Consider the following 25,803-nt stretch of genomic DNA (forward strand, 5'->3'; position numbering starts at 1 on the left):
TTCTCACTTCAAGGGAAGCTCGGCACGGTCCTGGGCTGCGGAACCGAACAGATTGCGGGTCGGCGCACCTCGCTCGCGCCCGGGGCTGCGAACCGACCTGCCGAAGGCGTAGACGCCCGAGTTCGGGTCGGCGCATGCTCCCAGCCTGGCGCGGATCGCTTTGAGATCAGCCCAGCCGCGCACTGGATGCTCGACCATCCCGCCGACCCGGGCCCGGGCGAGTACTCCTTCGACGGCCCGGGGTGGTCCTGACCTCGTCGGTGCCAACGCATCCCACCAGGTCCGCGACCACGGTTCCCCAGCGGTCCTACGGGTCGGTGTCGTGCCGTTCATGTGGCCGCGGCACCGACCGGTACGTCGCCCGCCGTACGGGGTCGTCCTGCAGGGGGTGTTCCGGCGACGTCGTTCGCCAGGGCGGCGCAGGAGACCGAGGTTGTTCGCCAGGGCGGCACCGGAAACGTGGGCCTGGAGCCGGAGGGAGCGTCAGCGGTACGTGCGTGCCAGGCCGGCGGGGGTGTCGCGTTCACCCGAGGCGATGCCGGGGGGAACGGCGGCGTTCAGCGTGGCCAGCTCTCCCGGAGCCAGGGTGATGTCGGCGGCGGCCGCGTTCTCTTCCAGGTAGGCGCGTCGTTTGGTGCCGGGGATCGGCACGACTCCCTGAGCCATCACCCAGGCCAGCGCCAGCTGGGACGGGGTTACGCCCTTCGCCGTGGCGAGTTCCTTGAGGTCGTCGACGACGGTGAGGTTCTTCGCGATGTTCTCCGGGGAGAACCGGGGCAGGTGGCGGCGGGCGTCATCGAGGTCGAGGTCGTCGACACGGGTGATCTGCCCGGAGAGGAAGCCGCGGCCCAGCGGGGAGAAGGCCACGAAGCCGATGCCGAGTTCGTGGAGGGTCTCCAGGACGCCGTTGTCCTCGGGCTCGCGGCTGAACAGGGAGTATTCCGACTGCACCGCGGCGAGCGGGTGGACGGCGTGCGCCCGCCGGATCGTCGCGGGAGCCACCTCGGAGAGCCCGATGTGGCGGACCTTGCCGGCGTGAACCATCTCGGCCATCGCACCGACGGTGTCCTCGATGGGCACGTCGGGGTCGACGCGGTGCAGGTAGTACAGGTCGATGACGTCGATGCCCAGGTGCTTGAGGGACCGGTCGACGGCCCTGTGGGCGTGGGCGGGGCTGCCGTTGGGACCTCGGCTGGTGCCGTCGTCGTCGAACTCGGTGGCGAACTTCGTGGCGACGGTGACCTCGTCGCGGTGGCCGGCGATGGCGCGTCCGACGAGTTTCTCGTTCTCGAAGGGGCCGTAGGCCTCTGCCGTGTCGATGAAGGTGACCCCGAGGTCGATGGCACGGCGGAGGGTGGCCAGGGACTCCTGTTCGTCGCGGGCGCCGTACCAGACGCTCATGCCCATGGCGCCGAGTCCTTCCGCGGAGACGGTCAGACCATGGGATCCCAATGCAAGAGTCTTCATGTTTTTGCGATGCTTTCTCGATAAAAACGGATTTTTCGTTCTATCGCGGCCAGATGTCCGCGAGTCTCGCGGAGTTGGGCGAGGACCCGATCGCGATGGGCCTCCAGTACGGCAAGGCGTTCGAGTTCGCTGCCCTTTTCCCGGCAGATCTGCACGAAGTCCCGGATGTCACGGATCGGCATGCCGGTCCGGCGGAGCATTACGAGGCTGGCCAGCCAGCTCAGGTCCCGTTCGAAGTAGCGCCTCCGTCCGGAAGGCGCCCGGTCGGCGGGCGCCAGCGTCAGCCCTTCCCGTTCGTAGTAGCGCAGCGCGTCGATGCTCAGCCCGCAGGCGGCCGCGGCCGCGCTGATCGGCAACCCCTCTTCGGGGATCTCCACCTCCGGCGCGAGCCGGGTCATCACCGTCTCCATGCCCTTACTCTCCATGCTGGAGTGCAGACCAGGTCAAATCAGTTCAAACCATGCAAAAGTAAAGATTTTCAGGGTCTACGGCGGATCACGGTCCCGGCCGTTGCGATCGTGTCCCTGTTTTGGGGGTGTCGGGTCGGGCGGTGTTGCCGTACCTTGTGGCGATCGTCGAGAGGAGTTGTCGCCGTGGGCGCGACCAGAAATACCGAGATCTACCTCAAGGCACGTGACCTGCTGCTGGGCCTGAACGGCGACTACGCCAAGGCGGTCGAGCAGTTCGCCTGGCCGGAGCTCGAGGGGCATTTCAACTGGGCGGTGGACTGGTTCGACGTGCTCGCCCGCGACAACGACCAGACGGCGCTGTGGCTGGTGGAGGAGGACGGCTCCGAGGCCCGCCACAGCTTCGACGAGATGGCACGGCGCTCGAACCAGGTCGCGGCGTTCCTGGCGGTGCAGGGTGTCTCCCGCGGCGATCGGGTGATGCTCATGCTGAACAACCAGGTCGAGCTCTGGGAGTCGATGCTGGCGGTGATGAAGCTGGGCGCGGTGATCATGCCGACCACCACCGCGCTCGGGCCGGCGGACCTGGCGGACCGCATCGACCGGGGCGGTGCGCGGTATGTGATCGCCAACGCCGCGGACAGCGCCAAGTTCGGCGACGTGCCCGGACGGTACGGACGGATCTGCGTGGGCGACGCCCCGGCGGGCTGGGCATCCTACCGGGACGCGTACGCTCTCTCGGACCAGCCGGTGGCACACCCGGGTACGGCGCCGCAGGACCCGCTGCTGCTGTACTTCACCTCGGGCACCACGAGCAAGCCCAAGCTGGTCGAGCACACCCAGGTCTCCTACCCGATGGGGCACCTGTCGACGGCCTACTGGATCGGTTCGCGTCCGGGGGACGTGCACCTGAACATCAGCTCTCCCGGCTGGGCCAAGCACGCCTGGAGCTGCTTCTTCGCACCGTGGATCGCCCAGGCCACGATCTTCGTTTACAACTACGGCCGGTTCGACCCCGGCGCCCTGCTGGGTCAGATCCGCCGCGCCGAGGTGACGACGTTCTGCGCGCCGCCGACGGTGTGGCGGATGCTGATCAAGGCCGACCTGTCCGGCGGGCCCGGCCGGCTGCGCGAGGTGCTGTCGGCGGGGGAGCCGCTGAACCCCGAGGTGATCGATCAGGTCCGGCGGCAGTGGGGACTGACGCTGCGCGACGGCTTCGGACAGACCGAGACCACGCTGCTGGTCGGCAACGTGCCGGGAATGCCGGTCAAGCCCGGCTCCATGGGCCTGCCCCTGCCCGGGATGCCGGTGACGCTGGTCGACCTCGTCACCGGCGAGAAGTCGGACGAGGGTGAGATCTGCATCGACCTGAGCCGCCGTCCGGTCTCACTGATGACGGGCTACCAGGGCGACGACGAGCGCCACGCCGACGCGATGACCGGTGGGTACTACCACACCGGGGATGTGGCCGTCCGCGACGAGGACGGCTACATCTTCTACGTCGGGCGCACCGACGACGTGTTCAAGGCCTCGGACTACAAGATCTCGCCGTTCGAGCTGGAGAGCGTGCTGATCGAGCACCCCGCGGTCGCGGAGGCGGCCGTGGTGCCGGCACCGGACGAGCTGCGGCTGGCGGTGCCGAAGGCGTATGTCGCGCTGGCGGCGGGATGGGAGCCGGACCGCGAGACCGCGCTGGCCATTCTGCGTCATGCCAGGGAGAAGCTCGCGCCGTTCCAGCGGGTGCGCCGGCTGGAGTTCTTCGAGCTGCCGAAGACGGTGTCGGGCAAGATCCGCAGGGTCGATCTCCGGGGCCGCGAGCGGGAGGCCGCCTCCGAGGGCGCCTCCCTCCCGGAGTGGCGCGACGAGGAGTTTCCCGAGCTCCGCGAACTGCGATTCTGACGGTCGTCCATCCCGCCCGGATGCCCGGTCGTCCATCCTTGCCGGATGCCGGATGCCGGATGCCGGATGCCGGATGCCGGATGCCGGATGCCGGATGCCGGATGCCGGATGCCGGATGCCGGATGCCGGACGCGATGAGAGGCCGACCCGGCCGGCCTCTCATCGAAGCCGTTGTCAGGCGGGGTTGCCGGCGTGGGTCAGGGTCTCCCACGCGACGAAGAGGACGTTCGTCCCGGCCGGACGCTGCTGCTCGGTGAGCCGCTGCGTGTTTGTCATGGCGATGCCCATGCGGGTGTTGAGGGCGTTGAACCCGACCTCCGTGACCGGGCCCAGGCCGAGGGTGAGCTTGCCCCCGCACAGCGAGGACGGTACGGCGGTGCCGAGCTGGTACTTCGCCTGGAGCCCCAGCGCGTGGCGCAGCCGTTCGCTGATCTCCGGGTAGAGGTCCTGACCCTGGATCCGGGTGGTCTCGGCGAAGTGCGAGATGGCGGAGAGGCCGTATCCGGTGTGGACGAAGTCGCGGCAGGTCTCCTGGGTGAGGCCGTCCATGAACGTGGACTGCCCCTGCCAGTAGCTGATGATCTCGGCCTTGGTGTCGACGCTGCTGCCCGGAGGAGCCTTGGGAAGGGCGCCGTCGGCGCTGATGTAGATGAAGGCGGGCACGCGGCCGCGGAACTTGCTCACGGCCTTGTCATAGGAGGCGCGGTCCTCCAGGAAGACCGAGATCCCGATCGCGGCCTCCATCATGCTCAGTTCCCAGTTGCCGTTGCTGTTGGAACCGTTGATGACCTTGGGCAGGTAGACGTTGCGCAGCATGGTGGAGAAGCGGGTGACGTTGGCGGCGGACCAGCCGGTGTAGGTGTACCGGATGATCTCGGCGGCCCTGGGCCACGAGGACCCGGCCCACCCGGTCTGCAGCGGCGCGTTGCTGTTGGTGTGATCCTTGATCACGGCGGACCAGGCGTCCATGATCTCGATGGACTTCTTGGCGTACCTGCTGTCCTGGGTGACGTACCAGGCCAGCGCGAGGGTGTAGGCGGCGAGTGCGTCCTGACGCTCGTCGGTGCAGCCGTTGTTCGGGTTGGAGTACGAACCGCACTCCACGATCGCGCGCGGCTTCGGGGTCCGCGACAGTGACGCCAGTGAATGGCTCATCATCTGGTCGTAGGCGCCCTTCCACGGCTGGGCGCCCGCGTTGACCTTCGACTTCATGAAGTCGAGCTGGCCCTTGCCGACCAGGACGCCGGGATGAACGAAGGTGGCCGGGGCGGCCTTGACGGCCGCCGCCTTCGGGAGGGGGGCGGCGCCGGCCGCGGGGGTGGTTATGGAGGTGACGGCGAGAGCCGCGGCACCGATGACCGCGATGGCCGTTGTCCGGATACGTCCGAGCACGTGGAACTCCTCGCTGGCGACAGGCCAAGGGGATGGCGAGAGGTCTCGACTGAGGGTCTCGATGACCGCTCATCCAACCCAGCTCGACAAGTTCCCGTCAAGCTATTTAGGAAAGTTTCCTAACATTTAAGGTGGCCATCGGGAGCCCTTATGGATGGGGCGTCGGCGGAACATGGCGGGAGGAAAAGGATCTTCTTGCCACAGAAGTGGCCGTGACGTGACCAAGGGTGCGACGCGGCCACGTTGCATGATCACGGTTTTCGCCGGTACTCTTTGCCGCATGCGATACCTCGATACCCTTCAGTGGTGGCGCCGCTTCTAAGCGGCGCAGGTTTCGCATTCGCGAGCAGACGGACGGCCGCCCAGGGAGGTGGCCTTCTGTGTGTCCGCCCCCTCTGGGCTTCAGGGAAACCAAATAAGGGGCGAGACTGCAGTGGAGACCAGCGGATATACCACCGCCGGCGGCATCGATGTCGAGGTCGCGGCATTCGACGTGCCCGAGACGGTGCTCGAGGACGTCGTCACGACGCTCGGCGAGCGCCGCGGAGGAGTGCTCTCCTCCGGGATGGAGTATCCCGGCCGCTACAGCCGATGGCATCTGGCCTACGTCGACCCCTGCCTGGAGATCGTGGCCAGGGGCCGCAGGATCTCCGCCCGTGCGCTGAACGCGCGCGGCAGGGTGGTGCTGCCCGCCGTCGCGTCCTGCCTGCTCGCCGCGGGCAAGCCCACCGGACAGCCGACGGCGGAGCACATCGAGATCTACGTCGCGGAGTCCGAGGAGATCTTCCCCGAGGAGATGCGCAGCCGCCGTCCCACGGTGTTCACCGCGATCCGCGAGATCATCGCCGCGTTCAAGGGCGAGAACGAGCACCTGGGTCTCTACGGCTCTTTCGGATACGACCTGGCCTTCCAGTTCGAGCCGATCAGGCAGGTCCTCACCCGTGCCGAGGACCAGCGTGACCTGGTGCTGCACCTGCCCGACCGGGTGATGGTGATCGACCGTAAGCGGGAGACCAGCAAGGAGTACCGCTACGAGTTCACCGTGGACGGCCTCTCCACCCGGGGCCTCGCCCGCGAGGGGGAGAGCGTTCCGCTGCCCGCCGCCCCCTCCGAGATCCCCGCCGACCCCGAGAAGGGCTCCTACGCCCAGGTCGTGGCCGCGGCCAAGGAGAAGTTCGTCCGGGGCGACCTGTTCGAGGTCGTCCCCGGTCAGGTCTTCCACGCGCCCTGCACCGACCCGGCCGCCTTCTACCGGGGCCTGCGCAAGGTCAACCCCGCGCCGTACGAGTTCCTGTTCAACCTCGGCGAGGGCGAGCACCTGGTCGGCGCCTCCCCGGAGATGTACGTCCGGGTCAGCGGCGAGCGCGTCGAGACCTGTCCCATCTCCGGCACCATCGCCCGCGGCAGCAACCCGATCGAGGACGCCGACGCGATCCGCACCCTCCTGTCCAGCGTGAAGGAGGAGTCGGAGCTGACCATGTGCACCGACGTGGACCGCAACGACAAGTCCCGCATCTGCGTGCCGGGCACCGTTCAGGTCATCGGGCGGCGTCAGATCGAGATGTACTCCCGGTTGATCCACACCGTGGACCACATCGAGGGCCGCCTGCGACCGGAGTTCGACGCGCTGGACGCCTTCCTCACCCACATGTGGGCCGTCACCGTCACCGGGGCCCCCAAGACCTGGGCGATGCAGTTCATCGAGGACCACGAGGCCACCACCAGGCGCTGGTACGGCGGAGCGGTCGGCTTCATCGGCTTCGACGGCTCGATGAACACCGGCCTGACCCTGCGCACCGCGCAGATCCGCGGCGGCGTCGCCACCGTCAGGGCCGGGGCCACGCTGCTGTTCGACTCCGACCCCGAGGCCGAGGAGCGCGAGACCGAGCTCAAGGCCAGCGCCCTGCTCGGCGCCCTGGCCGCGGTCGGCGCACCGCAGAAGCAGACCGCGGCCGAACCGGCGGGGGAGCGGCCGGGCGAGGGCATGAAGGTGCTGCTCGTCGACCACGAGGACTCCTTCGTCAACACCCTGGCCGACTACTTCCGCCAGCAGGGCGCCGAGGTCGTCACGCTCAGGCACGGCTTCCCCGCGTCGATGATCGAGGAGATCGCCCCGTCGCTCGTCGTGCTGTCGCCGGGGCCCGGATGGCCGTCGGACTTCGGCCTGCCGGCGCTGGTCGAGGCGCTCTACGAGCGCGACCTGCCGGTGTTCGGCGTCTGTCTCGGCCTGCAGGGCATGGTCGAGCAGGCGGGCGGCACGCTCGGCCTACTCGACCACCCCGAGCACGGAAAGCGCGGCCAGGTGAGGCGGATCGGCGACAGCGCGCTGCTGGAGGGGCTCCCCGAGGAGTTCACCGCGGCGCGTTACCACTCGGTCCACGCCAAGCAGCCGGGGGTCGTCGGTTTCACCACCACCGCGCTCACCCCGGACGGTGCGGTGATGGCGATCGAGGACGTGGCGAGGCGGCGCTTCGCCGTGCAGTTCCACCCCGAGTCGATCCTCACCGCCCGGGGCGGCGCCGGAGCCAGGGTCATCGCCAACGTCCTGCGGCTCTGCCGTACCTCTGCGTAAAGAGCCGCGAGATCACGTTGGGTAGTCGTAGAGTTCTCCTGATGTGAGGACTGCGGGCGGATCGGACAGATCGATCCGCCCGCAGCCATGGGAGGAGTCGGCATGAGATGGGACGACGCGCTGCCCGTCGGGCTTCCCGACACGGTGCGGGAGGCCCTGCTGGCTCCGCTGGTCGACCATCACTGCCACGGGGTGCGCCGCGACGACCTGACGCGGGGCGGGTTCGAGATGCTGCTCACCCAGGCCGGCACCCCGGCCCCTCCCGGAACCACCCATTTCGACACCCCGGCGGGCGCCGCGGTCCGCCGCTGGTGCGCACCGGTCCTCGACCTGGACCCGCACGTGCCGCCGGCCGTCTACCTGGCCCGCCGGGCCGAGCTGGGCGCGGCCGAGGTGAACCGGCGGCTGCTGGGCGAGGCCGGGATCGTGACCTTCCTGGTCGACGGAGGCTCCGGCGGTCCCGAGCTGCTCTCGGCGGCGGAGATGGGCCACGCGGGCGGCGCGGCGGCCGAGGAGATCGTCATGATCGAGCAGGTCGAGCGCGAGGTCGCGCGGACGGCGGTCTCGGGGGTCTCCTATATCTCCAGCCTCACCCAGCACCTCGCGGGCAGGGCCGCCCAGGCGGCCGGGCTCACCTCGGCCGTCGCTTACCGGCACGGCCTGGGCCGCGACCCGGCCAGGCCCAGCCGGGGGTCGGTGATCGCGGCGGCCACCCGGCGGCTGGCCGAGCCCGCCGAGCGGCTCACCGACCCCGTGCTGCTGCGTCACCTGCTCTGGGCGGCCGTGGACGTGGCCAGGGAGCGCAACCGGCCGCTGCGGTTCCATGTCGGCTACGGCGATCCGGACCTGGACCCGTACGGCGGGGATCCGGCGCTGATGGTCGGTTTCCTCCGGGCGGTGCAGCCGATCGGCGTGCCCGTCGTCCTGCTGCACTGCTATCCGTTCCACCGCCAGGCGGCCTACCTCGCCGGCGTCTTCCCGCACGTCTACGTCGACGTGGGCCTGGCCCTGGGCTGCGCCGCCGTGGGATCGGCGGCGATCATGGGAGAGCTGCTGGAGCTTGTCCCCTTTCACAAGCAGCTGTTCGGCTCCGGCAGCCACGGCGTGGCCGAGAGCTGCCTCCTGGGTGCGCTGTACTACCGGCGGAGCCTGGCCAGGGCGCTGGCGCTGCGGCTGACCGCCGACGAGTGGAGCGCCCAGGACGCGGCCCGGGTGGCCCACATGATCGGTTCTGGCAATGCCCGCCGGGTATACCGGCTGTAGACCGCCTCGCCTCGCCGGCGGACCACTGCCGGTGGACACGGCCCGCAGGACGACCTCCGGGAGGATCTCCGAGATTCCGGGAGGACCTCCGAGATGAGGGGCACGTCCCTCTCTCCGATCACCGGTCGTTCGGGTGCCTCGTCGGCAGGGCCACGCCGCCTGCCGCCCTCGGACGGTTTACGATATGGCGCGAACAACGGATGAGGGGGAGTCAGTTGACGGGCTATGAGGCAGAGACACGTTTTCTCGACGACGTGACCGTGGAGTTGGTCAAGCACAGCGCTTCCGACTCCGACGTGCTCTGGGCGGCTCGGGTGTCGACCGCGGGGGAGAAGTCCCTTGAGGAGGTCGGAAAGGACCCGGCGCGGTCCAAAGGACTGATCAATTATCTGATGCGGGATCGGCACGGCAGCCCGTTCGAGCACAATTCGATGACCTTCCTCATCGGTGCGCCGATCTTCGTTTTCCGTGAATTCCACCGCCACAGGGTCGGCTGGTCCTACAACGAGGAAAGCGGACGCTACAGGGAGCTTGAGCCCAATTTCTATGTTCCGGGTGCGGAGCGGAAGCTGGTCCAGGAGGGCCGCCCGGGCAAATACGTCTTCGTCGAGGGCAGCGAGGAACAGCACAAGGTCGTGAAAGAGGCGATGGAGGCGTCATACCGCCAGTCGTACGCCGCCTACCGGGAGATGCTGGAGGCCGGGGTCGCCCGTGAGGTGGCCAGGGCGGTGCTGCCCGTCGGTCTGTTCTCCACGATGTACGCCACCTGCAACGCGCGCTCGCTGATGCACTTCCTCTCCCTGCGCACCAAGAACGAGCAGGCCAAGGTGCCCTCGTTCCCGCAGCGGGAGATCGAGATGGTGGGGGAGAAGATGGAGGCCGCCTGGTCGACGCTGATGCCCCTCACGCACGCCGCCTTCGTCGAGACAGGCCGGATCGCTCCGTAGAGGGGCAGGCAGGACGTAGGTCCCGGCTCCCGGTGGAGGGCACGGGGTCGCCGGGTGTTCCTGCCGCGGGGAAAAGGGTCCGGCGGTGAGGGGGACGTCGTGCATGGCCGTCTTTCTTGGTGCCGGGCCTCATGCCTGCCATGCTGCGACGTGTCCCGCCGGGCTCCGCGTGGTTTGAGGGATCGCTTCGAGTCGTCGACTCCGGAGGTCGCTTCAGGGTTCGCCCTGAACGATGTCCCTGTGGATATTGGCCATCGGCACCCCGTTCCGCTGAAGTCGGCGAACGGTCTCGTTGACCATGGCGCTCGGGCCGCAGATGTAGATGTCGTGGTCGATCCAGGAATGGAATCGTTCCATCACGTCGGGCACCTGGCCTCGCATGCCGTCGTAGCCGGGCTGGTCGGAGACCACGGGCAGCACCCGCAGCCAGGGAAAGGCCGACTCCATCCGGACCAGGTCGGTCAGGTCGTAGAGCTCGTGGGCATGGCGCGCACCGTACAGCAGATGGATGTTGGGACGCTGTCCCGAGGCGATCACATGCTCCAGGATGGCCTTGATCGGGGCTAGTCCGGTGCCTCCGGCGACACACAGGATGTCGCGCCCGGAGCCGGTGGGGGTCATGGTGCCGATCGGGGGTCCGAGCGTCACGGCGTCGCCGATCCTCGTGTGCTCGACCAGGGCGGTCGAGACCCAGCCCCCGGGGATCGCGCGGACGTGCAGCCGGATGGTGTTGTCCTCCCGTGGCGCGTTCGCGATGGAGAACGTGCGCCAGACACGCGGCCAGCGTGCGGTCTGCACGTTGACGTACTGGCCCGGCTGGTACGGCAGGTTCTGGTCGAGACGCAGAGTGATCACCGCGATGTCCGGCGTGCGGCGCTCGTGGTCGATCACTTCGGCCAGCCACCAGGCGGGGGAGACACCGGCGTCGGCATCGGCCGACTCGATCATGAGATTGGCGGCGGCGGTGTACGCGGCCACCCAGGCGGCCTCCACCTCAGAGGTCCAGGCCTCGGCGGAGAAACGTTTGATCGTGGCCAGAAGCGCGTTGCCGACCGCGGTGTAGTGCTCGGCGATCACCCCGTACTTGCGGTGGTCGCGGCCGAGCTGCCCGAGGAATGAGGCCATGCTGTCGGGACTGTCCAGACTCCAGACGATCCTGGTCAGCGCGCTGAACAGGCGGTCGCGCTGGACGTTCATGGCAGGCGGGAACATCCCGCGCAGATGAGGGCTCTCGGCGAACAGGCGGCCGTAGAAGTACGCCGCGGCCTTCTCCGCGACGGGCTCGATGACGGCGAAGCTTTCCTTGACGAGACGCGGATTCAAAGACATTTACCGAACCCACCCTAATTGATCGGATCAAAGTCCGATCATGCAGATCCACCTCCCTGACGGTTCCGGGTGATGAGTGACCAGCGGCCCCGGCACACCTGGTCGCTCGAATTTGAGTCTTCCATCACCATGTAGACGTCACAACCGTTTCTCAGCAATATGGTGCGAAATCAAACTATCCGTAATTGGAAAGTTATTTTCCGTTACTGCCTTGCCGGTCTTGGCAGAGATAAGCGAATAAGAATCACATTCGCCCGAAGTTACCGTTTTACTGAGGATGAATATCCTTGTCATGTCCCTCGCCCCGGCGGTCGCCGGGGCCGGACCTCGCCCGGGGCGAGGGCGGGACGCCTCGAACGGCAGACCGGATACGTCGAAGACGTGACCCAGTCGAAATTTTGTGCGCCATGATAGGGATGCTGCTGAGATGGGATGGGTGCTGCCCGAAACAGGTGGTGCCACCTTGCGCACGGTCCCCTGGAGAACGTATGTCCCGACCCTTGATCGGTATCACCGCCTACCTTGAGGCTGCCCGCTGGGGCAAATGGGTCAGAGAGGCTGTCCTGTCACCGCCCTCCTACGCGCGGGCGGTGGAGAAGGCGGGCGGCCTGCCGGTGCTGCTGCCCCCGCTGAACCTGGGCGGGATCGACGACTACGCGCGCGGGCTCTCCGGCGTGATCCTCGCCGGCGGGGGTGAGATCGACGCCACCCTGTACGGCGCCGCCTCCGAGGATCGGGTCGAGGCTCCTCAGCCCCACCGCGACCGTTTCGAACTGGCGCTGGCCCGCGCGGCCGTCCAGGCCGACCTGCCGCTGCTCGCCATCGGCCGGGGCATGCACATCCTGAACGTCGCCCAGGGCGGCTCGCTGATTCCCTGGCTTCCCGCGGTGGTCGACCACGACCGCCACGCCTCGACCGGCCGTACGCACGTCATCCAGATCAGCGTGTCGAGCAAGCTGGGCAAGGCGGTGGGCGACCGCGCGGAGGTGGCCGCACCGCACCATCAGGCCGTCAAGCGGCTGGGCACCAACCTGCTGGCCGTGGCCTGGGCGGACGACCAGATCGTCGAGGGCATCGAGCTCCAGGGGCACCGCTTCGGCGTCGGTGTGCAGTGGAACCCCGAGCGCGGTGAGAACAACCGGCTCGTGGAGGCTCTGATCGACGCCTCCCGTCACCGGCCCTGACCTTCCGGCCCCCGTTCCTCGGTCCGTCGCCGCCCGTCCGGCTCGCCTTCCCGCCGACCCGCCGCGCCCGCTGGGCCTGCCCGAGTCTCCCGGGGCTTACGCGCCTTCTGCCCGAAGGTTCCCACGATGAGGGACCCGCGACGAGTAAGGTGCGGTCATGTCGTTGCACCCGCAGGCCGAGGCCTACCTGAAGCTGCTCCCGACGGGCCTGACGACTCCTTCCTTCGAGCTGACGCCCGAGCTGATCGCCGAGATGCGGACCATGGACGCCTTCGCCGAGCAGCGGGGGCCGATCGTGCCGCTGCCCCTGGTCCGGGATGACGTGGCCACGGGGGTGCCGGTCCGGATCTACCGGCCCCAGGACGGCGACCACGCGCTTCCCGCGATCGTCTACTTCCACGGTGGAGGCTGGGTCTTCGGCGACGTGGACCGCAACGACGCGCTGGGCCGGGACCTGGCGGTGCGCAACGGGGCGGTCGTGATCTCCGTGGACTACCGGCTCGCCCCCGACCATCCCTTCCCCGCCGCGGCCGACGACGGGTGGAGCGTGGTCAAGGACGTCTTCGCCCGCCCGGAGGCCTACCAGGTCGACCCGGAGAGGATCGCGGTCTACGGCGACAGCGCCGGTGGCAACGTCGCCGCCGTGGCCGCCTGGCAGGCCAGGGACGCCGGGCTCCGGCTGGCTCACCAGGTGCTGGTCTACCCGGTGGTCGACGTCGCGATGGACACCGAGAGCTACCGGACCTACGCCACCGGCTTCGGGCTCGGCGCCGGCGAGATGGCCTGGTTCATCGCGCAGTACGGCGGGGATCCGGCCGACCCCAGGCTGGCCCCGGCCCGGCTCGCCGACAAGGCGGGCCTGGCCCCGGCGACGGTGATCACGGCCGAATGCGACCCGCTCTGCGACGAGGGCGAGGCCTACGCCTCCCAGCTCGCGGCGGCCGGGGTCCCGGTCGAGGTCAGGCGCTACGACGGGGCCATCCACGGTTTCTTCGGCCTGCCGGGCTTCTTCGACCAGGCGATCGAGGCGCGCGAATACGCAGCCGCACGGCTCAAGGAGGCGTTCCGTTGAAGAACTACGAGAAGCTGAAGACCGACTGGGTGGCCGACGGGGTGCTCAGGATCGTGATCAGTGAGCCGCGCAGGCTCAACGCCGTGGACATGACCGGTCATCGCGAGCTGGCCGAGATCTGGCGGGACGTGGACCGCGACGACGAGGTGCGCGCGGTGGTCATCCGGGGCGAGGGCGAGGCGTTCTCCGCCGGCGGCGACCTGTCGATGATCGAGGAGATGATGCGCGACCACGGCACGCGCATGCGCGTCTTCACCGAGGCCCGCGACATCGTCTACAACGTGCTCAACTGCTCGAAGCCCGTCGTCTCGGCCATCCAGGGACCCGCGGTGGGCGCGGGACTCGCCGTCGCCCTGCTGGCCGACATCTCCGTCGCGGGCCGTACGGCGCGCATCATCGACGGCCACACCCGGCTCGGTGTCGCGGCGGGCGACCACGCCGCCATCATCTGGCCGCTGCTGTGCGGGCTGGCCAAGGCCAAGTATCACCTGCTGCTGTGCGAGCCGGTCACGGGTGAGCAGGCGGAGGCGATGGGCCTGGTCAGCCTCTGTGTCGACGACGACCAGGTCCACGACAAGGCCGTGGAGATCGCCACCCGGCTGGCCGGCGGATCCGCCGAGGCGATCCGCCTGACCAAGTACGCCCTCAACAACTGGCTCCGCCTCGCGGGGCCCTCCTTCGACGCGTCGCTGGCCATGGAGTTCCTCAACTTCACCGGCCCGGACGTGGCGGAGGGCGTACGGGCCCTGCGGGAGAAGCGCCCGCCCAATTTCGGCTGACAGGAATAAGCGCCCGCCCGGTCTCGGCTGACAGGGCCGGCAGGAAAGGGGTCACTCCCAGCTACGGCTGACAGGTCGGAAAAGCGGCATCCACCCGGTTATGGCTGACAGAGCCGGCCGGGAGGAAGCGTCTGTCCGGCTTCGGCTGATGGGCCGCTTGGGGAGAATCGCCCACTCGGTTTCGGCGGACAGGGCCGGCCGGGAGGAAGTGCCTGTCCGGTTTGGGCGGAGGGGTTGCCCGAGGAGAGACGCCCGTCCAATTTCGACGGACAAGGTCGGCGGAGAAGACACACCCGCCGCTCTCGGCTGACAGGGGCCGACCGGAAATACGAGTGGCGATGTGCACGGAAATGATCCGCCGCCGTCCGCAGGCGTCCGGCGATGACGACTCCCGACAGTTCCTGCGTTCTGGAACGCTCCTATTTGCAGAACGATGACGCAAATTCTTGCGAGCACATTGCCCGTATATTTCGGGAAATTTTCGGAGTATTGCGTTTGTGTATCTAATCCTGCCAAGATGACCGCAAGCGGTCCGTGGTCGCGCCGGGGACGACGCGTGCCGCTCCGTGTCTTCTGGTGCTCGTCTCTGCTCTGGCAGGGCGCATCCGGTCCGGAAGGAGAGGTCGTGAGGCTTTGCGACCCGGCCGATCCGACGACCGATCCCCGTGTCGCGACCCGATGGCCATTCGCCGTCGTCCGGTCAGGCCTCGTTCTCCCCGGCCCGCACTCGTTCGTCGCGGCACGCGGCGACGACGGATGGGCCGTGGAACGTACGGGTCCACCGGCTCGGATCGCGGCCGGTAGCGGCCGGACGCACCGGTTCCGGGTGTGGTCGGCGGTGGCCGGCCCCACCAACCCCGACGACCCCCAACCCCCCAGCCACCCGGCACACCGGACCGACCGCGCGTAACAACCGCGCAGCGCAACAACACTCACCCCCCAGCAAAGGAGTTCAGGTGGCCGTCTCGCGTCGGAAATTCATGACCACGGTGGTATCAGGCTCCGCCCTGGCCGCGGTATCGGGATCCCAACTGATATCCGCCCTCACCAGCGGCGCCCACGCCGCCGCCGCCAGCCCCCCCGGCGACGTGGTCGGGAAAATCACCGTCGGCTACCAAGGCTGGTTCGCCGCCCCCGGCGATGGCGCCCCGATCAACGGCTGGTGGCACTGGAGCGCCAACATGGGCCAACCCCCCTCCCCCACCAACACCACCATCGTGGCCTGGCCCGACATGCGCGAATACACCCACACCTACCCCACCGCGTATGCCAACCTCAACAACGGCCAGCCCGCCACCCTGTTCTCCTCCTACGACCAGCAAACCGTCGACACCCACTTCCGCTGGATGCGCGAAAACAACATCGACACCGCCGCCCTGCAACGCTTCAACCCGATGGGCGGCGAAGGCCCCACCCGCGACGCCATGGCCACCAAGGTCCGCACCGCCGCCGAGGCCAACGGCCGCAAGTTCTACATCATGTACGACGTCACCGACTGGACCACCATGCAGCCGGAGATCAAAACCGACTGGACCACCAAAATGAAGGCGCTGACCGCCTCCCCGGCCTACGCCCTGCAAAACGGCAAACCCGTCGTCGGCATCTGGGGCTTCGGCTTCAACGACCCCAAACGCCCCTGGGCCCCCGCCCCATGCCTGGAGGTCATCAACTGGTTCAAGGCCCAAGGCTGCTACGTGATGGGCGGCGTGCCCACCCACTGGCGCTCGGGCAACGAAGATTCGCGCCCCGGGTTCTTGGACGTCTACCACGCCTTCGACATGATCTCCCCCTGGATGGTCGGCCGGATCGGCACCATCGCCGACACCGACCGCTTTCTGGCCAACGTCAACACCCCTGATCAGGCCGACTGCGCCGCCCACGGCATCGACTACCAGCCGTGTGTGCTGCCGGGCGATGTGACCGGTAACCAGCGCGCGCACGGTGACTTCATGTGGCGGCAGTTCTACAACATGGTCAAGGTCGGCGCGGCCGGTATCTACATTTCCATGTTCGATGAGTTCAACGAGGGCAATCAGATCGCCAAGACCGCCGAGACCCTGGCGATGGTGCCGGCCAATTCCGGGATGCGTGCGTTGGATGCCGATGGCACGGCGTGTTCTTCGGATTATTATCTGCGGTTGACCGGTGATGGTGGCCGGATGCTCAAGGGTCAGATTGCGTTGACCCCGACCCGACCCACCCCACCCATGATCGGAGGAGGAGGTGGAGACGGCGGCACCGGCAACCTGGCGCGGGGCAAGGCGACATCGGCGAGCAGCCAGAACGCGAATTTCCTCCCGTCGAACGTGGTGGACGGTGACGCCAACAGCTACTGGGAGAGCGCCGGCGGTACGTTCCCGCAGTGGGTTCAGGTGGATCTCGGTTCGGCGGCGGCGATCGGCCGGATCGTGCTGAGGTTGCCGCCGTCGTCGGCGTGGGGTGCTCGTACGCAGACGGTGTCGGTGCAGGGCAGCACCAACGGGTCGTCGTTCGCCACGATCACCGGTCCGGCCGGCCACACGTTCAATCCCGCGTCGGGCAACACGGTGACGATCACGTTCGCCCAGACCTCCGCCCGCTACGTCCGGCTGAACTTCACCGGCAACACCGGCTGGCCCGCCGCCCAGCTCTCCGAGTTCGAGGTGTACGGAGTCTCCGGCAACGGGGACACGCAGGCACCGGCCGCACCGGGCGGCCTCGCCGTGACCGGGAAGACGACCACCAGCGTGTCGCTCTCGTGGTCGGCCGCCACCGACAACACCGGAGTGAGCGGCTATCAGGTGCGCCAGGGCGGCACGGTCGTGGCCTCCACGCCGGGCACCTCCTACACGGTCACCGGACTGAGTCCCGCGACGGCGTACAGCTTCACCGTCACCGCGCAGGACGCGGCCGGCAACACCTCGCCCGCGTCGAGCGCCGTGACCGTGACCACGAACGCGGCGGCGAACACCAACCTGGCGCGGGGCAGGGCGACGTCGGAGAGCAGCCATGTGCAGAGCTACGGATCGTCGAACGTGGTGGACGGTGACGCCAACAGCTACTGGGAGAGCGCCGGCGGTACGTTCCCGCAGTGGGTTCAGGTGGATCTCGGTTCGGCGGCGGCGATCGGCCGGATCGTGCTGAGGTTGCCGCCGTCGTCGGCGTGGGGTGCTCGTACGCAGACGGTGTCGGTGCAGGGCAGCACCAACGGGTCGTCGTTCGCCACGATCACCGGTCCGGCCGGTCAGACGTTCAATCCCGCGTCGGGCAACACGGTGACGATCACGTTCGCCCAGACCTCCGCCCGCTACGTCCGGCTGAACTTCACCGGCAACACCGGCTGGCCCGCCGGCCAGCTCTCCGAGTTCGAGGTCTACACGGCCTAGCGCCTCGATCCGGATCCGGTCGCACGCGGGTGCGGCCGGATCCGGATCTCGCCGCTCCGAAGGATGCGCTCCTAGCGAAGGAGCTTGTCGAGGGTGATCGGCAGGTCGCGTACGCGGATGCCGGTGGCGTGGTACACGGCGTTGGCGATGGCCGCGGCCGTGCCGACGATGCACACCTCTCCGGCTCCCTTGGAACCCATCGGGTTGGTGTAGGGGTCTCGTTCCTCCAGGCAGTGCACCTCGATCGATCCCACGTCGGCGTTGGACGCGAAGTGGTACCCGCCGAGATCGTTGTTCACCACGTGCCCGTAGCGGGGGTCGATCGCGGCCGCCTCGTGCAGGGCCATCGACAGACCCTGGGTCATTCCACCGAGCAGCTGCGAGCGAGCCGTCTTCGGGTTGATGACCCGGCCCACGTCGAACACGCCGAGCAGGCGCGGCACCCGCACCTCGCCGGTGTCCTCGTGCACCCGGACCTCGGCGAACTGGGCGCCGAAGCTGTACATCGCGTACTGCAACATGTACGGGTTATCTGGTATGTCGGTGGTGACCTCAAGGCCCTCGTCGGGCACCCTGCCGCCGTTCTCGTTCAGGGCCGCGCGCAACTCGTCCGCCGCCGCGTGGATCGTCGTCCCCCAGCAGTTGATGCCGGAGGAGAAACCGGCGCTCGAGGCGAGGGGGTGGTCGGTGTCACCGATCCGCAGGGTCACGTCCTCGACGGCGACGTCCAGCGCCTCCGCGGCGATCTGGGTGAGCGTCGTCCAGGTGCCGGTACCGATGTCGGCGGCGGCGATCCGCACGGTGTGGCGTCCGTCGGCGCCGACACGGATGGTCGCGGTGTTCCCCGGCAGGCGAGGGGACGGGTAGGTCGAGGAGGCCACGCCGGTCCCGATCAGCCAGCCGTTCTCGCGCCGCGCCGGCGTGGCCGGGGCGCGGTGCTCCCAGCCGAACCTGCGGGAACCCTCCCGCAGGCAGGTCACCAGGTGGCGGCTGGAGAACGGCAACCCGGACTCGGGATGGACCTCGGGCTCGTTGAGGACGCGGAACTCGATCGGGTCCATCCCCATCGAGACGGCGAACTCGTCCATCGCCGACTCCAGCGCGAACATGCCCGTCGCCTCACCGGGGCCCCGCATGATCGTCGGCACCGGGAGGTCCAGGGTGGCGATCCGGGTGGTCGTACGCCGGTGGGGCGCGGCGTACATCAACCGGCTCGCCGCCACGGTCTGCTCGGCGTACTGCTTGGCCTTGGCCGTCTCCTGGACGACGTCGTGCCCGAGCGCGACGAGCCTGCCGTCGGCGTCGGCGCCGAGCCGGATCCGCTGGATGGTGGCGGGGCGGTGGCCGACCAGCGTGAACATCTGCTGGCGGGTGAGCGCGAACTTCACCGGCCGGCCGGGGACCAGCTGCGCGCCCATGAGCGCCAGGGTGGCCCACGTGACGGGGAACACCTTCGAGCCGAACGCGCCGCCGACGTGCGGGGAGATGACGCGGATCCGCGACGCGTCGATGCCGAACGCGTTCGCCAGCAGCATCCGGTGCAGGTGGACGCCCTGCGAGGAGCAGCGGAGCGTGATCTCGTCGTCGGTCCAGACGGCGATGCTGGTGTGCGGCTCCAACGGGTGATGATGCTGGATCGGCGTGCTGTACGTCGCGTCGAGCGTGTGGATCGCCGAGTCCATGCCGGCCTCGAAGTCCCCCACGGCCGAGTCGGCGGGCGAGCCGTCCTGGAGGTCTCCCGGCTGGGAGCCGAATATGGCCGCGTGCTGGGGCTTGAGGAGGTCGTCGCGGTCGGCCCGCATGTCGACGTCGACCGGCCGCTTCTCGTACTTCAGCGTGACCAGTCCGGCCGCGTAGCGGGCGATCTCGATGCTCTCGGCGACGACGGCGCCGACGAACTGGCCGTGGAAGGCGACCTCGCCGGATTGCAGGGCCGCCACCTCGGGGTCGTTCGGCCACGCCAGCTTGGGGGCGTTCAGATGGGTGAGCACGCCCAGCACGCCGGGTTCGGCCATCGCGGCGCTCGTGTCGACACCGGTGACGCGTCCGGAGGCGATCGTCGACAGCAGCGGATACAGGTAGGCGGGGTTCTCGACCGGCCACTCGTTGGCGTAGGTGGCCGCCCCCCGTACCTTCAGGTGCCCTTCCACGCGGTCCAGGGGCGCGCCCACCGCACCGCGGCCGCTCATCGTGCCTCCTCGGTCAGGGCACGCAGCATGCCGACGACGGTGTTGCGGGCGAGCGGCACCTTGAACGCGTTGCCCGGCAGCGGCCATGCCGCGGCCAGCTCGGCCTCGGCGGCGGCACGGAAACTCTCCTCGGTCGCGGGCCTGCCGAGCAGTTCCCGCTCGGCCGTGATCGCCCGCCAGGGTCTGTGGGCCACGCCCCCCAGGGCGATGCGCACGTCGCGCACGGCCCCGTCGTCGACCTCGATCGCGGCGGCGACCGAGACGAGCGCGAACGCGTACGACGCGCGGTCACGCACCTTGCGGTAGCGCGACCCGGCGGCGATCGGCGCCGCCGGGATCTCGACGGCGGTGATCAGCTCGCCCCGGTCGAGGACGGTGTCGCGCTCGGGCCCGTCGGACGGGAACCGGTACAGCCTGTTCACCGGGACCGTCCGCTCGCCCGCGGGCCCGACGGTGTGGATCACCGCGTCGAGTGCGGCCATGGCCACCGCCATATCGGACGGGTGCGTGGCGACGCACAACTTCGAGGCGCCGAGGATCGCCAGGTCACGCTGCTGGCCGTCCCGGGCCGAGCAGCCCGTTCCCGGCTCCCGCTTGTTGCAGGGCATGGTGACGTCGCGGAAGTACATGCAGCGGGTGCGCTGCAGGAAGTTGCCGCCGACCGTGGCGAGATTGCGCAGCTGGTACGAGGCGCCCGCGAGGATCGCCTGGGACAGCATCGGGTAGCCGCGCCGGACCCGCCGGTCGGCGGCCAGCTCGCTGTTGGACACGCCCGCGCCGATCCGCAGGCCGCCCCCGGGGAGGTCCTGGATCCGGTGGGAGACGAGATGCCTGACGTCGACCAGCAGTTCGGGAGTCAGCACCTCCATCTTCATCAGGTCCACCAGGTTCGTCCCGCCGGCGAGGAAGCTCGCCTCCGGCCGCTCGGCCACGGTGGCGACGGCGGACGACATGTCGTCGGCGCGCTGATAGGCGAAGGGCTTCATGACCGCGCCACCTCCGCGATGGCGGGCACGATGTTGGCGTAGGCCGCGCAACGGCACAGGTTGCCGCTCATCCGCTCGGCGATCTCCCCGTGGTCGAGCACGACCTCGTCGGCGTCGAGGTCTTCGCTCACCACACTCGGCCAGCCCGCCTCCGCCTCGCGCAGCATCGCCACCGCGGAGACGATCTGGCCGGGGGTGCAGTAACCGCACTGGAAGGCGTCGTGGGAGATGAACGAGCGCTGCATGGGATGCAGCTCGTCGCCGTCGGCCAGACCCGCGGCCGTGACGACCTCCGCTCCGACGCCGGCCACCGCGAGCACGAGACAGCTGTTCGCGCGCCGGCCGTCGAGCAGGACGGTACAGGCCCCGCACTGTCCGTGATCGCACCCCTTCTTGGCGCTGGTGATGCCGAGCCGCTCACGCAGCGCGTCCAGCAGGGTCGTACGGGTGTCGACGGTGAGCGTGTGCTCCTCCCCGTCCACCCGCAGAGTGATTTCCTGATCCATGGTCTTTTTCCTTCCCTGTGCCTGCTAGACGCGAATGGTCATGCGGGACACCCGGTCCCCCCTGATACGGAAGAAGAAATGGCTCGGGCCGTTGAACCCGGTGCCGCCGACCCGGGCGGTGACGATGATCTCGCCTCCTCTCCGCTCCACGTTCCTGACGCCGATGATGGCCCGCGCGCCGATGAGCTCCGCGTCGCTCCAGGCCCGGATCCGGGCCGCACCGCGAAACTCCCTGCCCCAGTCGTCCACCACGCCGTCTTCGGTGAAGCACCCGATGAAGGCGTCGGCGTCGCCGCTGTTGACGCCGTCGAGCAGAGCCTGGACAGCCGGATGCGTCTGCTGTGTCATGCGGTCCTGTTTCCCGTCGTTCCCGTGGCCACCGGCCAGCGTCTCCAGATCGCCACATGGAGGATCACGCTCATGCCGAGCGCGTTCAGTACGGCGTATCCGATCCAGTCGTCCGGGTTCTCATGCGACCACTGCGCGTGCCGGGCGACCGCCGACAGCACGCCGTACAGCACGCCCGTGAGCACCAGCGCCGTGATCAGTACGGAGAGACGGCCGGGCAGGGGGGAGAACAACCGGGTCCACGGCCACGCCTCGAACAACATCGCCACCACCAGGATCGCGGCGATGACCGAACCGCAGACCGCGAAGACCCGATTCGGGGTCCAGTCGAGCCCGTGGCGCAGGATCAGGTAGGTCGCCCACCCGCAGGCGATCACCGCGACGTTGCCGGCCAGCAGGCGAGGGGCGCGTCGGCGGATGCCGGAGAAGGGCCAGCCCCGCAGCGCGAGGAAGAACACCAGCTGCCAGGCGCCCACCGAGGTCAGCCAGGCGCCGTACGCCCCCGGCGCCACAGGCCCGCTGAGCTCGTGCAGACCGCCCGGCGTCGTCGCCGGTTCGCCGTGCACGTCGAGCAGGGTGAAGTAGAGTGCCGCCCCGATCACCCAGCTGACCAGCAGTGCCACGATGCCCGAGGGGACCCGGCCGAGCCCGCGCAGCGGCCAGCCTTCCGTCACCAGGGTCAGCTGCAGGATCACCGTGAAGGCTCCGGCGGCCAGGGGCATCGTGTGCGGGAACATCGCCACGTGACCGGCGCCCGGCTCGAAGCCGAACAGCGCGGGCAGGTCGACCTCCGCCACGACCGCCTGCCCTGCGACGCTGAGGACCGGCGCGGCGGCCACGAGGAGAAGAGTGTCGGTCAGCCCGGCCCAGCCCGCCCGCAGCGAGCTTCCCGGCCAGTCCTCCCAGTAGAACGCGACCATCGCGATGGCGGGCAGCGCGAAAGTGGTCACCGGCGCGAGTGTCTGCAGAGATCTCTCCGGGCCGCCCGCCCCGAAGGCGAGGAGGACGAACAACGGCACGATGAGGATCAGGCCGCGCAGGGCGAGCCGCGGCTGGTCCGTCCCCAGCCGGGTCGGCGGTTCGGCCGGAGCGTCGGGGGCGCTGATCCCCGGGCGCTCAGGCAGCGGGGGCGTCCTGCGGTAACCGTGGAGCCGCTCGGACCCACCCGTGGCACCGCCGGAAGCTGCGGTCAGTCCGGCCTCGGTCATGACGCTTCGATGGAAGTATCAGGACAAATATGGACAATTCGCTCATAAGTGGACAAAAGCACGGTATCCAAGAATGCCTGTCTTGCCCTACATCGTCCCTCCGAAGATTGCCCGGTATTGGCCCCGGATTGCCTTACAGGAACGACAACGGTTCCGGGTCCGCCGCGCGGTCCCCCTGGAACTGCCTGCGGAACTCGGTGGGCGAGGCCCCGAACCGGCGGCGGAAGGCGGCCGTGAACTGCCCCGGGCTGCGGTAACCGCACGCCGTGGAGATCTGAAGAACCGGCTGACCGGTGTCCCGGAGCAGGTCGGCGGCCCGGCGCATGCGCAGGCGAACCAGGTAGCGGTACGGGGTGAACCCCGTCGCCTTCGCGAAGGAGCGCAGGAGGTGATACTTGCTGATGTTCGTATGGGCGGCGAGGTCGTCAAGGCTCACCTCCTCATGCAGGTGCTCATGCATGTAATCGGTGATAAGCCGCATCGCGGTGTCGCCGAGCGCGGAGGGATGGACGTCTCTCCTCCTGCTCACCTCCGACCCGTACAGCAGGTGCGTGGCGAGCAACTGCGCGATCGAGTCCGCGTACAGGGGTGGGGCGCCAAGCCGCAGCGCCCTGCAGACGGCCCGGCCCGCAGCGGTGAGGAGAGGGTCCTCCAGCAGCAGCGCATCCGGCAGCCGGCGCGACCACGGGCCCTTCACGCCAAGAGCCTCGCAGGACTCGTCGATGAGGTCCGCGGACAGATGGATGTGCAGAGACTCCAGCCGCTGACCGGGATCGGCGCGCCAGCGCAGCATGCTGATGTTCCCGGGTGCGGTCACACCGATTGACCCGGGGTGGTAGTTCGCCTTCTGCCAGAATCGCCCTTTGCGGCTTTCGATCGTGTACGCCCCGCTGGTGACAAGCACGAGCAGCAGGTCGGGAGACTGCGCGGTGGCGAACTGCGCGGCCTCGATGGGGTCGCGATAGATGCGGGCGAGGATGGTCTGCCAGCCCAGCTTGCCGCTGCACAGCTCCCGGCACGCGGGGAGGGCACGCTCCGCCAGGAGGCTGCGCGCGAAGATTTCGGCCGGACGGCGCATCGGTGATGGCTGCCGGGTCATGGCAGATCCGTCGATATCATCGATCTCGATGATATGACATCACCGATACTGGCAGGTCACCGAGGTATCGCGGGTGTCACCTCACGAGAGGCCGTCCTGGAAACGCTTGTGCAGGGAGGCCAGGCCGGGCTCGAAGACGCCGCGGGTGAGGATCTTGTTGAGCTTCGCCTCGTCGTCGGCCTCGAAGGTGGCCTGCCACTCGATGAACGCCTGGCCGCTGTCGGTGACGGGGGCGATCCGATAGGTGGCCCGGTAGTTCGTGACCGCCAGCGGGGACTCCAGGATCTCGTAGGTCGCGGAGCGGGCGTCGTCGTCGAGGACGAGCAGCCGCTCCCTGAAGGTCCCGCCCGGTCCCTCCATCCGGCGCACCGCCCCCGGCTGCGTGGCCGCGCCCTCCTCGATCACGCAGGAGGTCATCCCGGGCAGCCACTCGGCCAGGTTGCCGAAGTCCCTCAGGTAGCTCCACACCTCGTCGGCGGGGGCGTTGACCACGGTGCTGGCGTAGACGGACATCGACCACTCCCTTGGGCTCGCTCAGATCTGCTCAATGGTCTTCCCCCGTGGCGCGCGTGGCAACCGGCTCAGAAACTTCTGGGCAGTCCGAGCACCTGGGTGGCGAGATGGTTCAGCAGGAGTTCCTCGGTGACGGGGGCGACCCTGCCGATGCGGGCGTCGGCCAGCAGGCGGGCGACCGGATACTCCAGGGAGTAGGCCATGCCGCCGTAGGTCTGGAACGCGTGGTCGGCCGCCTCCCAGGCCGCCTGGGAGGCGGTCAGCTTGGCGATGTTGGCCTCGGTGCCGCACGGCCGCTGCCGGTCGAACAGCCACGCCGCCTTGTAGAGCATCAGCCTGGCCAGCTCGATCTTGGCCTTGACCTGGGCGAGCGGGAAGGCGATGGCCTGGTTGGCGCCGATCGGGCGGCCGAAGACCTCGCGCTCCTTGGCGTACTGCACGGCCACTCTCAAGGCGACCTCGGCGCCGCCCAGCGCGGAGGCGGCCAGCAGGATCCGTTCGGGATTGAGGATGTCCCACAGCACTCGCGCGCCCTGGTCGACCTCGCCCACCACGTTCGCCGCGGGCACCCGCAGGTCGTCGATGAAGACCATGTTGGACGGGGTGGTGTTGGCGCCCATCTTCGGGATCGGCTGGAAGGTGAGCCGCCCGGCGGCGACCGCCTCGGGGACGTTCACCAGCAGGACCGTCAGGCCGTTGCTGCGGGGCTTGGCCTCGGCGGCCGGGATGGTCCGGGTGACCAGGAGCATCCAGGTGGCGCGCTGCACGCCGGTGATCCAGACCTTCTGACCCTTGACCACGAACTCCTCGCCGTCGCGGCGGGCGAAGGTGGAGATGCCCAGGGCGTTGGATCCGGCGTCCGGCTCGGTCAGGGCGAAGCAGGTCTCCAGCTCGCCGGTGGCGAGCTTGGGCAGCAGCTCGCCGCGCTGCCGGGGGCTGCCGTGCCTGGCCAGGGTCAGGGCGCCGAAACCGGGGGTGAGCACGTAGGTGAACGCCGAGCCGCCGGCCGAGCCGGACGCGGACAGGGTCTCGGTGGCCACGGCCAGCTCCAGGAGACCCTGCCCGCCTCCGCCGTACTCCTCGGGCACGGCCAGGCCGAGCCAGCCTCCCTTGGCCAGCTCCGCCCAGACCTCCTCCGGCCAGCGCTTCTCGTTCTCGCACCGCTGCCAGTAGTCCAGGTCGTAGCGCGCGCAGATGTCGGCGACGCCGCGCTGGACGGCGAGCGCGCTCTCGGGAAGGGTGAAATCCACCGTGATCAACTCCATTCTGATTGCGGGC

The 25,803-nt window shown here is 68.9% G+C and carries 20 protein-coding genes; 8 read left to right on the forward strand and 12 right to left on the reverse strand.

Annotated features, from left to right (window positions below; all coding sequences use genetic code 11):
- Nucleotides 1-483: 483 nt before the first annotated feature.
- Nucleotides 484-1,467 carry an aldo/keto reductase gene (locus DKM19_RS17335; protein ID WP_110696585.1) on the reverse strand — a complete coding sequence of 328 codons (984 nt, stop codon included), beginning with the start codon at nucleotides 1,465-1,467 and terminating at the stop codon, nucleotides 484-486.
- Nucleotides 1,464-1,877 (reverse strand): MerR family transcriptional regulator, encoded by a 414-nt coding sequence (locus DKM19_RS17340; RefSeq protein WP_204358833.1) that lies wholly within the window; start codon nucleotides 1,875-1,877, stop codon nucleotides 1,464-1,466. The genes DKM19_RS17335 and DKM19_RS17340 overlap by 4 nt, the downstream gene beginning before the upstream one ends.
- A 183-nt stretch (nucleotides 1,878-2,060) precedes the next feature.
- On the opposite strand from DKM19_RS17340, the gene DKM19_RS17345 reads away from it, so the two are divergent.
- Nucleotides 2,061-3,773: an AMP-binding protein gene (locus DKM19_RS17345; protein WP_110696586.1), complete on the forward strand. Its 1,713-nt coding sequence runs from the start codon at nucleotides 2,061-2,063 to the stop codon at nucleotides 3,771-3,773.
- Between the two features lie 174 nt (nucleotides 3,774-3,947).
- Here DKM19_RS17345 and DKM19_RS17355 read toward each other — a convergent pair whose 3' ends face one another.
- On the reverse strand, nucleotides 3,948-5,165 hold the full coding sequence (locus DKM19_RS17355) for an alginate lyase family protein (protein ID WP_204358834.1): 1,218 nt from the start codon (nucleotides 5,163-5,165) through the stop codon (nucleotides 3,948-3,950).
- Between the two features lie 433 nt (nucleotides 5,166-5,598).
- On the opposite strand from DKM19_RS17355, the gene DKM19_RS17360 reads away from it, so the two are divergent.
- The 3 genes from DKM19_RS17360 to thyX all read left to right on the forward strand — a co-directional run bounded on the left by DKM19_RS17360 (nucleotide 5,599) and on the right by thyX (nucleotide 9,947).
- On the forward strand, nucleotides 5,599-7,737 hold the full coding sequence (locus tag DKM19_RS17360; protein WP_110696588.1) for an anthranilate synthase component I: 2,139 nt from the start codon (nucleotides 5,599-5,601) through the stop codon (nucleotides 7,735-7,737).
- Between the two features lie 102 nt (nucleotides 7,738-7,839).
- Nucleotides 7,840-9,000 carry an amidohydrolase family protein gene (locus DKM19_RS17365; protein ID WP_110696589.1) on the forward strand — a complete coding sequence of 387 codons (1,161 nt, stop codon included), beginning with the start codon at nucleotides 7,840-7,842 and terminating at the stop codon, nucleotides 8,998-9,000.
- Between the two features lie 215 nt (nucleotides 9,001-9,215).
- Complete coding sequence (thyX, locus tag DKM19_RS17370; RefSeq protein ID WP_204358835.1) at nucleotides 9,216-9,947, forward strand: FAD-dependent thymidylate synthase; 732 nt, start codon at nucleotides 9,216-9,218, stop codon at nucleotides 9,945-9,947.
- 213 nt (nucleotides 9,948-10,160) lie between these two features.
- Here thyX and DKM19_RS17375 read toward each other — a convergent pair whose 3' ends face one another.
- Nucleotides 10,161-11,276, reverse strand: a complete 1,116-nt coding sequence (locus DKM19_RS17375) for a globin domain-containing protein (RefSeq protein ID WP_110696591.1) — start codon at nucleotides 11,274-11,276, stop codon at nucleotides 10,161-10,163.
- A 488-nt stretch (nucleotides 11,277-11,764) separates the two neighbouring features.
- On the opposite strand from DKM19_RS17375, the gene DKM19_RS17380 reads away from it, so the two are divergent.
- From DKM19_RS17380 to DKM19_RS17400, 4 genes are all read left to right on the forward strand, one after another.
- Nucleotides 11,765-12,460, forward strand: a complete 696-nt coding sequence (locus DKM19_RS17380) for a gamma-glutamyl-gamma-aminobutyrate hydrolase family protein (protein ID WP_110696592.1) — start codon at nucleotides 11,765-11,767, stop codon at nucleotides 12,458-12,460.
- A 157-nt stretch (nucleotides 12,461-12,617) separates the two neighbouring features.
- Entirely contained in the window at nucleotides 12,618-13,532 is a 915-nt protein-coding gene (locus DKM19_RS17385; RefSeq protein ID WP_110696593.1) for an alpha/beta hydrolase, read from the forward strand.
- Nucleotides 13,529-14,311 (forward strand): enoyl-CoA hydratase/isomerase family protein, encoded by a 783-nt coding sequence (locus DKM19_RS17390; protein ID WP_110696594.1) that lies wholly within the window; start codon nucleotides 13,529-13,531, stop codon nucleotides 14,309-14,311. The genes DKM19_RS17385 and DKM19_RS17390 overlap by 4 nt, the downstream gene beginning before the upstream one ends.
- Before the next feature lie 980 nt (nucleotides 14,312-15,291).
- Nucleotides 15,292-17,676: a discoidin domain-containing protein gene (locus DKM19_RS17400; RefSeq protein WP_110705779.1), complete on the forward strand. Its 2,385-nt coding sequence runs from the start codon at nucleotides 15,292-15,294 to the stop codon at nucleotides 17,674-17,676.
- Nucleotides 17,677-17,747: 71 nt separating this feature from the next.
- Here the strand turns inward: DKM19_RS17400 and DKM19_RS17405 are convergent, their stop codons facing one another.
- The 8 genes from DKM19_RS17405 to DKM19_RS17440 all read right to left on the reverse strand — a co-directional run bounded on the left by DKM19_RS17405 (nucleotide 17,748) and on the right by DKM19_RS17440 (nucleotide 25,775).
- Entirely contained in the window at nucleotides 17,748-19,865 is a 2,118-nt protein-coding gene (locus DKM19_RS17405; RefSeq protein WP_110696596.1) for a xanthine dehydrogenase family protein molybdopterin-binding subunit, read from the reverse strand.
- Nucleotides 19,862-20,851, reverse strand: coding sequence for a xanthine dehydrogenase family protein subunit M (locus DKM19_RS17410; protein WP_110696597.1), 990 nt, complete (start codon nucleotides 20,849-20,851; stop codon nucleotides 19,862-19,864). Before DKM19_RS17410 ends, DKM19_RS17405 begins: the two co-directional genes overlap by 4 nt.
- Nucleotides 20,848-21,357 carry a 2Fe-2S iron-sulfur cluster-binding protein gene (locus tag DKM19_RS17415; RefSeq protein ID WP_110696598.1) on the reverse strand — a complete coding sequence of 170 codons (510 nt, stop codon included), beginning with the start codon at nucleotides 21,355-21,357 and terminating at the stop codon, nucleotides 20,848-20,850. The genes DKM19_RS17410 and DKM19_RS17415 overlap by 4 nt, the downstream gene beginning before the upstream one ends.
- 24 nt (nucleotides 21,358-21,381) lie before the next feature.
- A complete protein-coding gene (locus DKM19_RS17420) occupies nucleotides 21,382-21,705 on the reverse strand; it encodes a nuclear transport factor 2 family protein (RefSeq protein WP_110696599.1) in 324 nt (107 codons plus the stop codon).
- Nucleotides 21,702-22,913 carry a hypothetical protein gene (locus DKM19_RS17425; RefSeq protein ID WP_110696600.1) on the reverse strand — a complete coding sequence of 404 codons (1,212 nt, stop codon included), beginning with the start codon at nucleotides 22,911-22,913 and terminating at the stop codon, nucleotides 21,702-21,704. The genes DKM19_RS17420 and DKM19_RS17425 overlap by 4 nt, the downstream gene beginning before the upstream one ends.
- Nucleotides 22,914-23,046: 133 nt before the next feature.
- Entirely contained in the window at nucleotides 23,047-24,012 is a 966-nt protein-coding gene (locus DKM19_RS17430; RefSeq protein ID WP_110696601.1) for a helix-turn-helix domain-containing protein, read from the reverse strand.
- An 81-nt stretch (nucleotides 24,013-24,093) separates the two neighbouring features.
- The gene (locus tag DKM19_RS17435) at nucleotides 24,094-24,525 is read right to left on the reverse strand and encodes an SRPBCC family protein (protein WP_110696602.1); all 432 of its coding nucleotides are present in this window, start codon (nucleotides 24,523-24,525) and stop codon (nucleotides 24,094-24,096) included.
- 68 nt (nucleotides 24,526-24,593) lie between these two features.
- Nucleotides 24,594-25,775, reverse strand: coding sequence for an acyl-CoA dehydrogenase family protein (locus tag DKM19_RS17440; RefSeq protein ID WP_110705780.1), 1,182 nt, complete (start codon nucleotides 25,773-25,775; stop codon nucleotides 24,594-24,596).
- Nucleotides 25,776-25,803: the final 28 nt, after the last annotated feature.

The organism is Streptosporangium sp. 'caverna' (assembly GCF_003203775.1).
GTDB lineage: Bacteria > Actinomycetota > Actinomycetes > Streptosporangiales > Streptosporangiaceae > Streptosporangium > Streptosporangium subroseum.

What these genes read in the sequence shown, in the direction of transcription:
- DKM19_RS17335 (WP_110696585.1), bottom strand. Translation starts at nt 1,467, where the DNA reads ATGAAGACTCTTGCATTGGGATCCCATGGTCTGACCGTCTCCGCGGAA.
- DKM19_RS17340 (WP_204358833.1), bottom strand. Translation starts at nt 1,877, where the DNA reads ATGGAGACGGTGATGACCCGGCTCGCGCCGGAGGTGGAGATCCCCGAA.
- DKM19_RS17365 (WP_110696589.1), top strand. Translation starts at nt 7,840, where the DNA reads ATGAGATGGGACGACGCGCTGCCCGTCGGGCTTCCCGACACGGTGCGG.
- DKM19_RS17375 (WP_110696591.1), bottom strand. Translation starts at nt 11,276, where the DNA reads ATGTCTTTGAATCCGCGTCTCGTCAAGGAAAGCTTCGCCGTCATCGAG.
- DKM19_RS17380 (WP_110696592.1), top strand. Translation starts at nt 11,765, where the DNA reads ATGTCCCGACCCTTGATCGGTATCACCGCCTACCTTGAGGCTGCCCGC.
- DKM19_RS17385 (WP_110696593.1), top strand. Translation starts at nt 12,618, where the DNA reads ATGTCGTTGCACCCGCAGGCCGAGGCCTACCTGAAGCTGCTCCCGACG.
- DKM19_RS17400 (WP_110705779.1), top strand. Translation starts at nt 15,292, where the DNA reads ATGACCACGGTGGTATCAGGCTCCGCCCTGGCCGCGGTATCGGGATCC.
- DKM19_RS17405 (WP_110696596.1), bottom strand. Translation starts at nt 19,865, where the DNA reads ATGAGCGGCCGCGGTGCGGTGGGCGCGCCCCTGGACCGCGTGGAAGGG.
- DKM19_RS17410 (WP_110696597.1), bottom strand. Translation starts at nt 20,851, where the DNA reads ATGAAGCCCTTCGCCTATCAGCGCGCCGACGACATGTCGTCCGCCGTC.
- DKM19_RS17415 (WP_110696598.1), bottom strand. Translation starts at nt 21,357, where the DNA reads ATGGATCAGGAAATCACTCTGCGGGTGGACGGGGAGGAGCACACGCTC.
- DKM19_RS17420 (WP_110696599.1), bottom strand. Translation starts at nt 21,705, where the DNA reads ATGACACAGCAGACGCATCCGGCTGTCCAGGCTCTGCTCGACGGCGTC.
- DKM19_RS17425 (WP_110696600.1), bottom strand. Translation starts at nt 22,913, where the DNA reads ATGACCGAGGCCGGACTGACCGCAGCTTCCGGCGGTGCCACGGGTGGG.
- DKM19_RS17430 (WP_110696601.1), bottom strand. Translation starts at nt 24,012, where the DNA reads ATGACCCGGCAGCCATCACCGATGCGCCGTCCGGCCGAAATCTTCGCG.
- DKM19_RS17435 (WP_110696602.1), bottom strand. Translation starts at nt 24,525, where the DNA reads ATGTCCGTCTACGCCAGCACCGTGGTCAACGCCCCCGCCGACGAGGTG.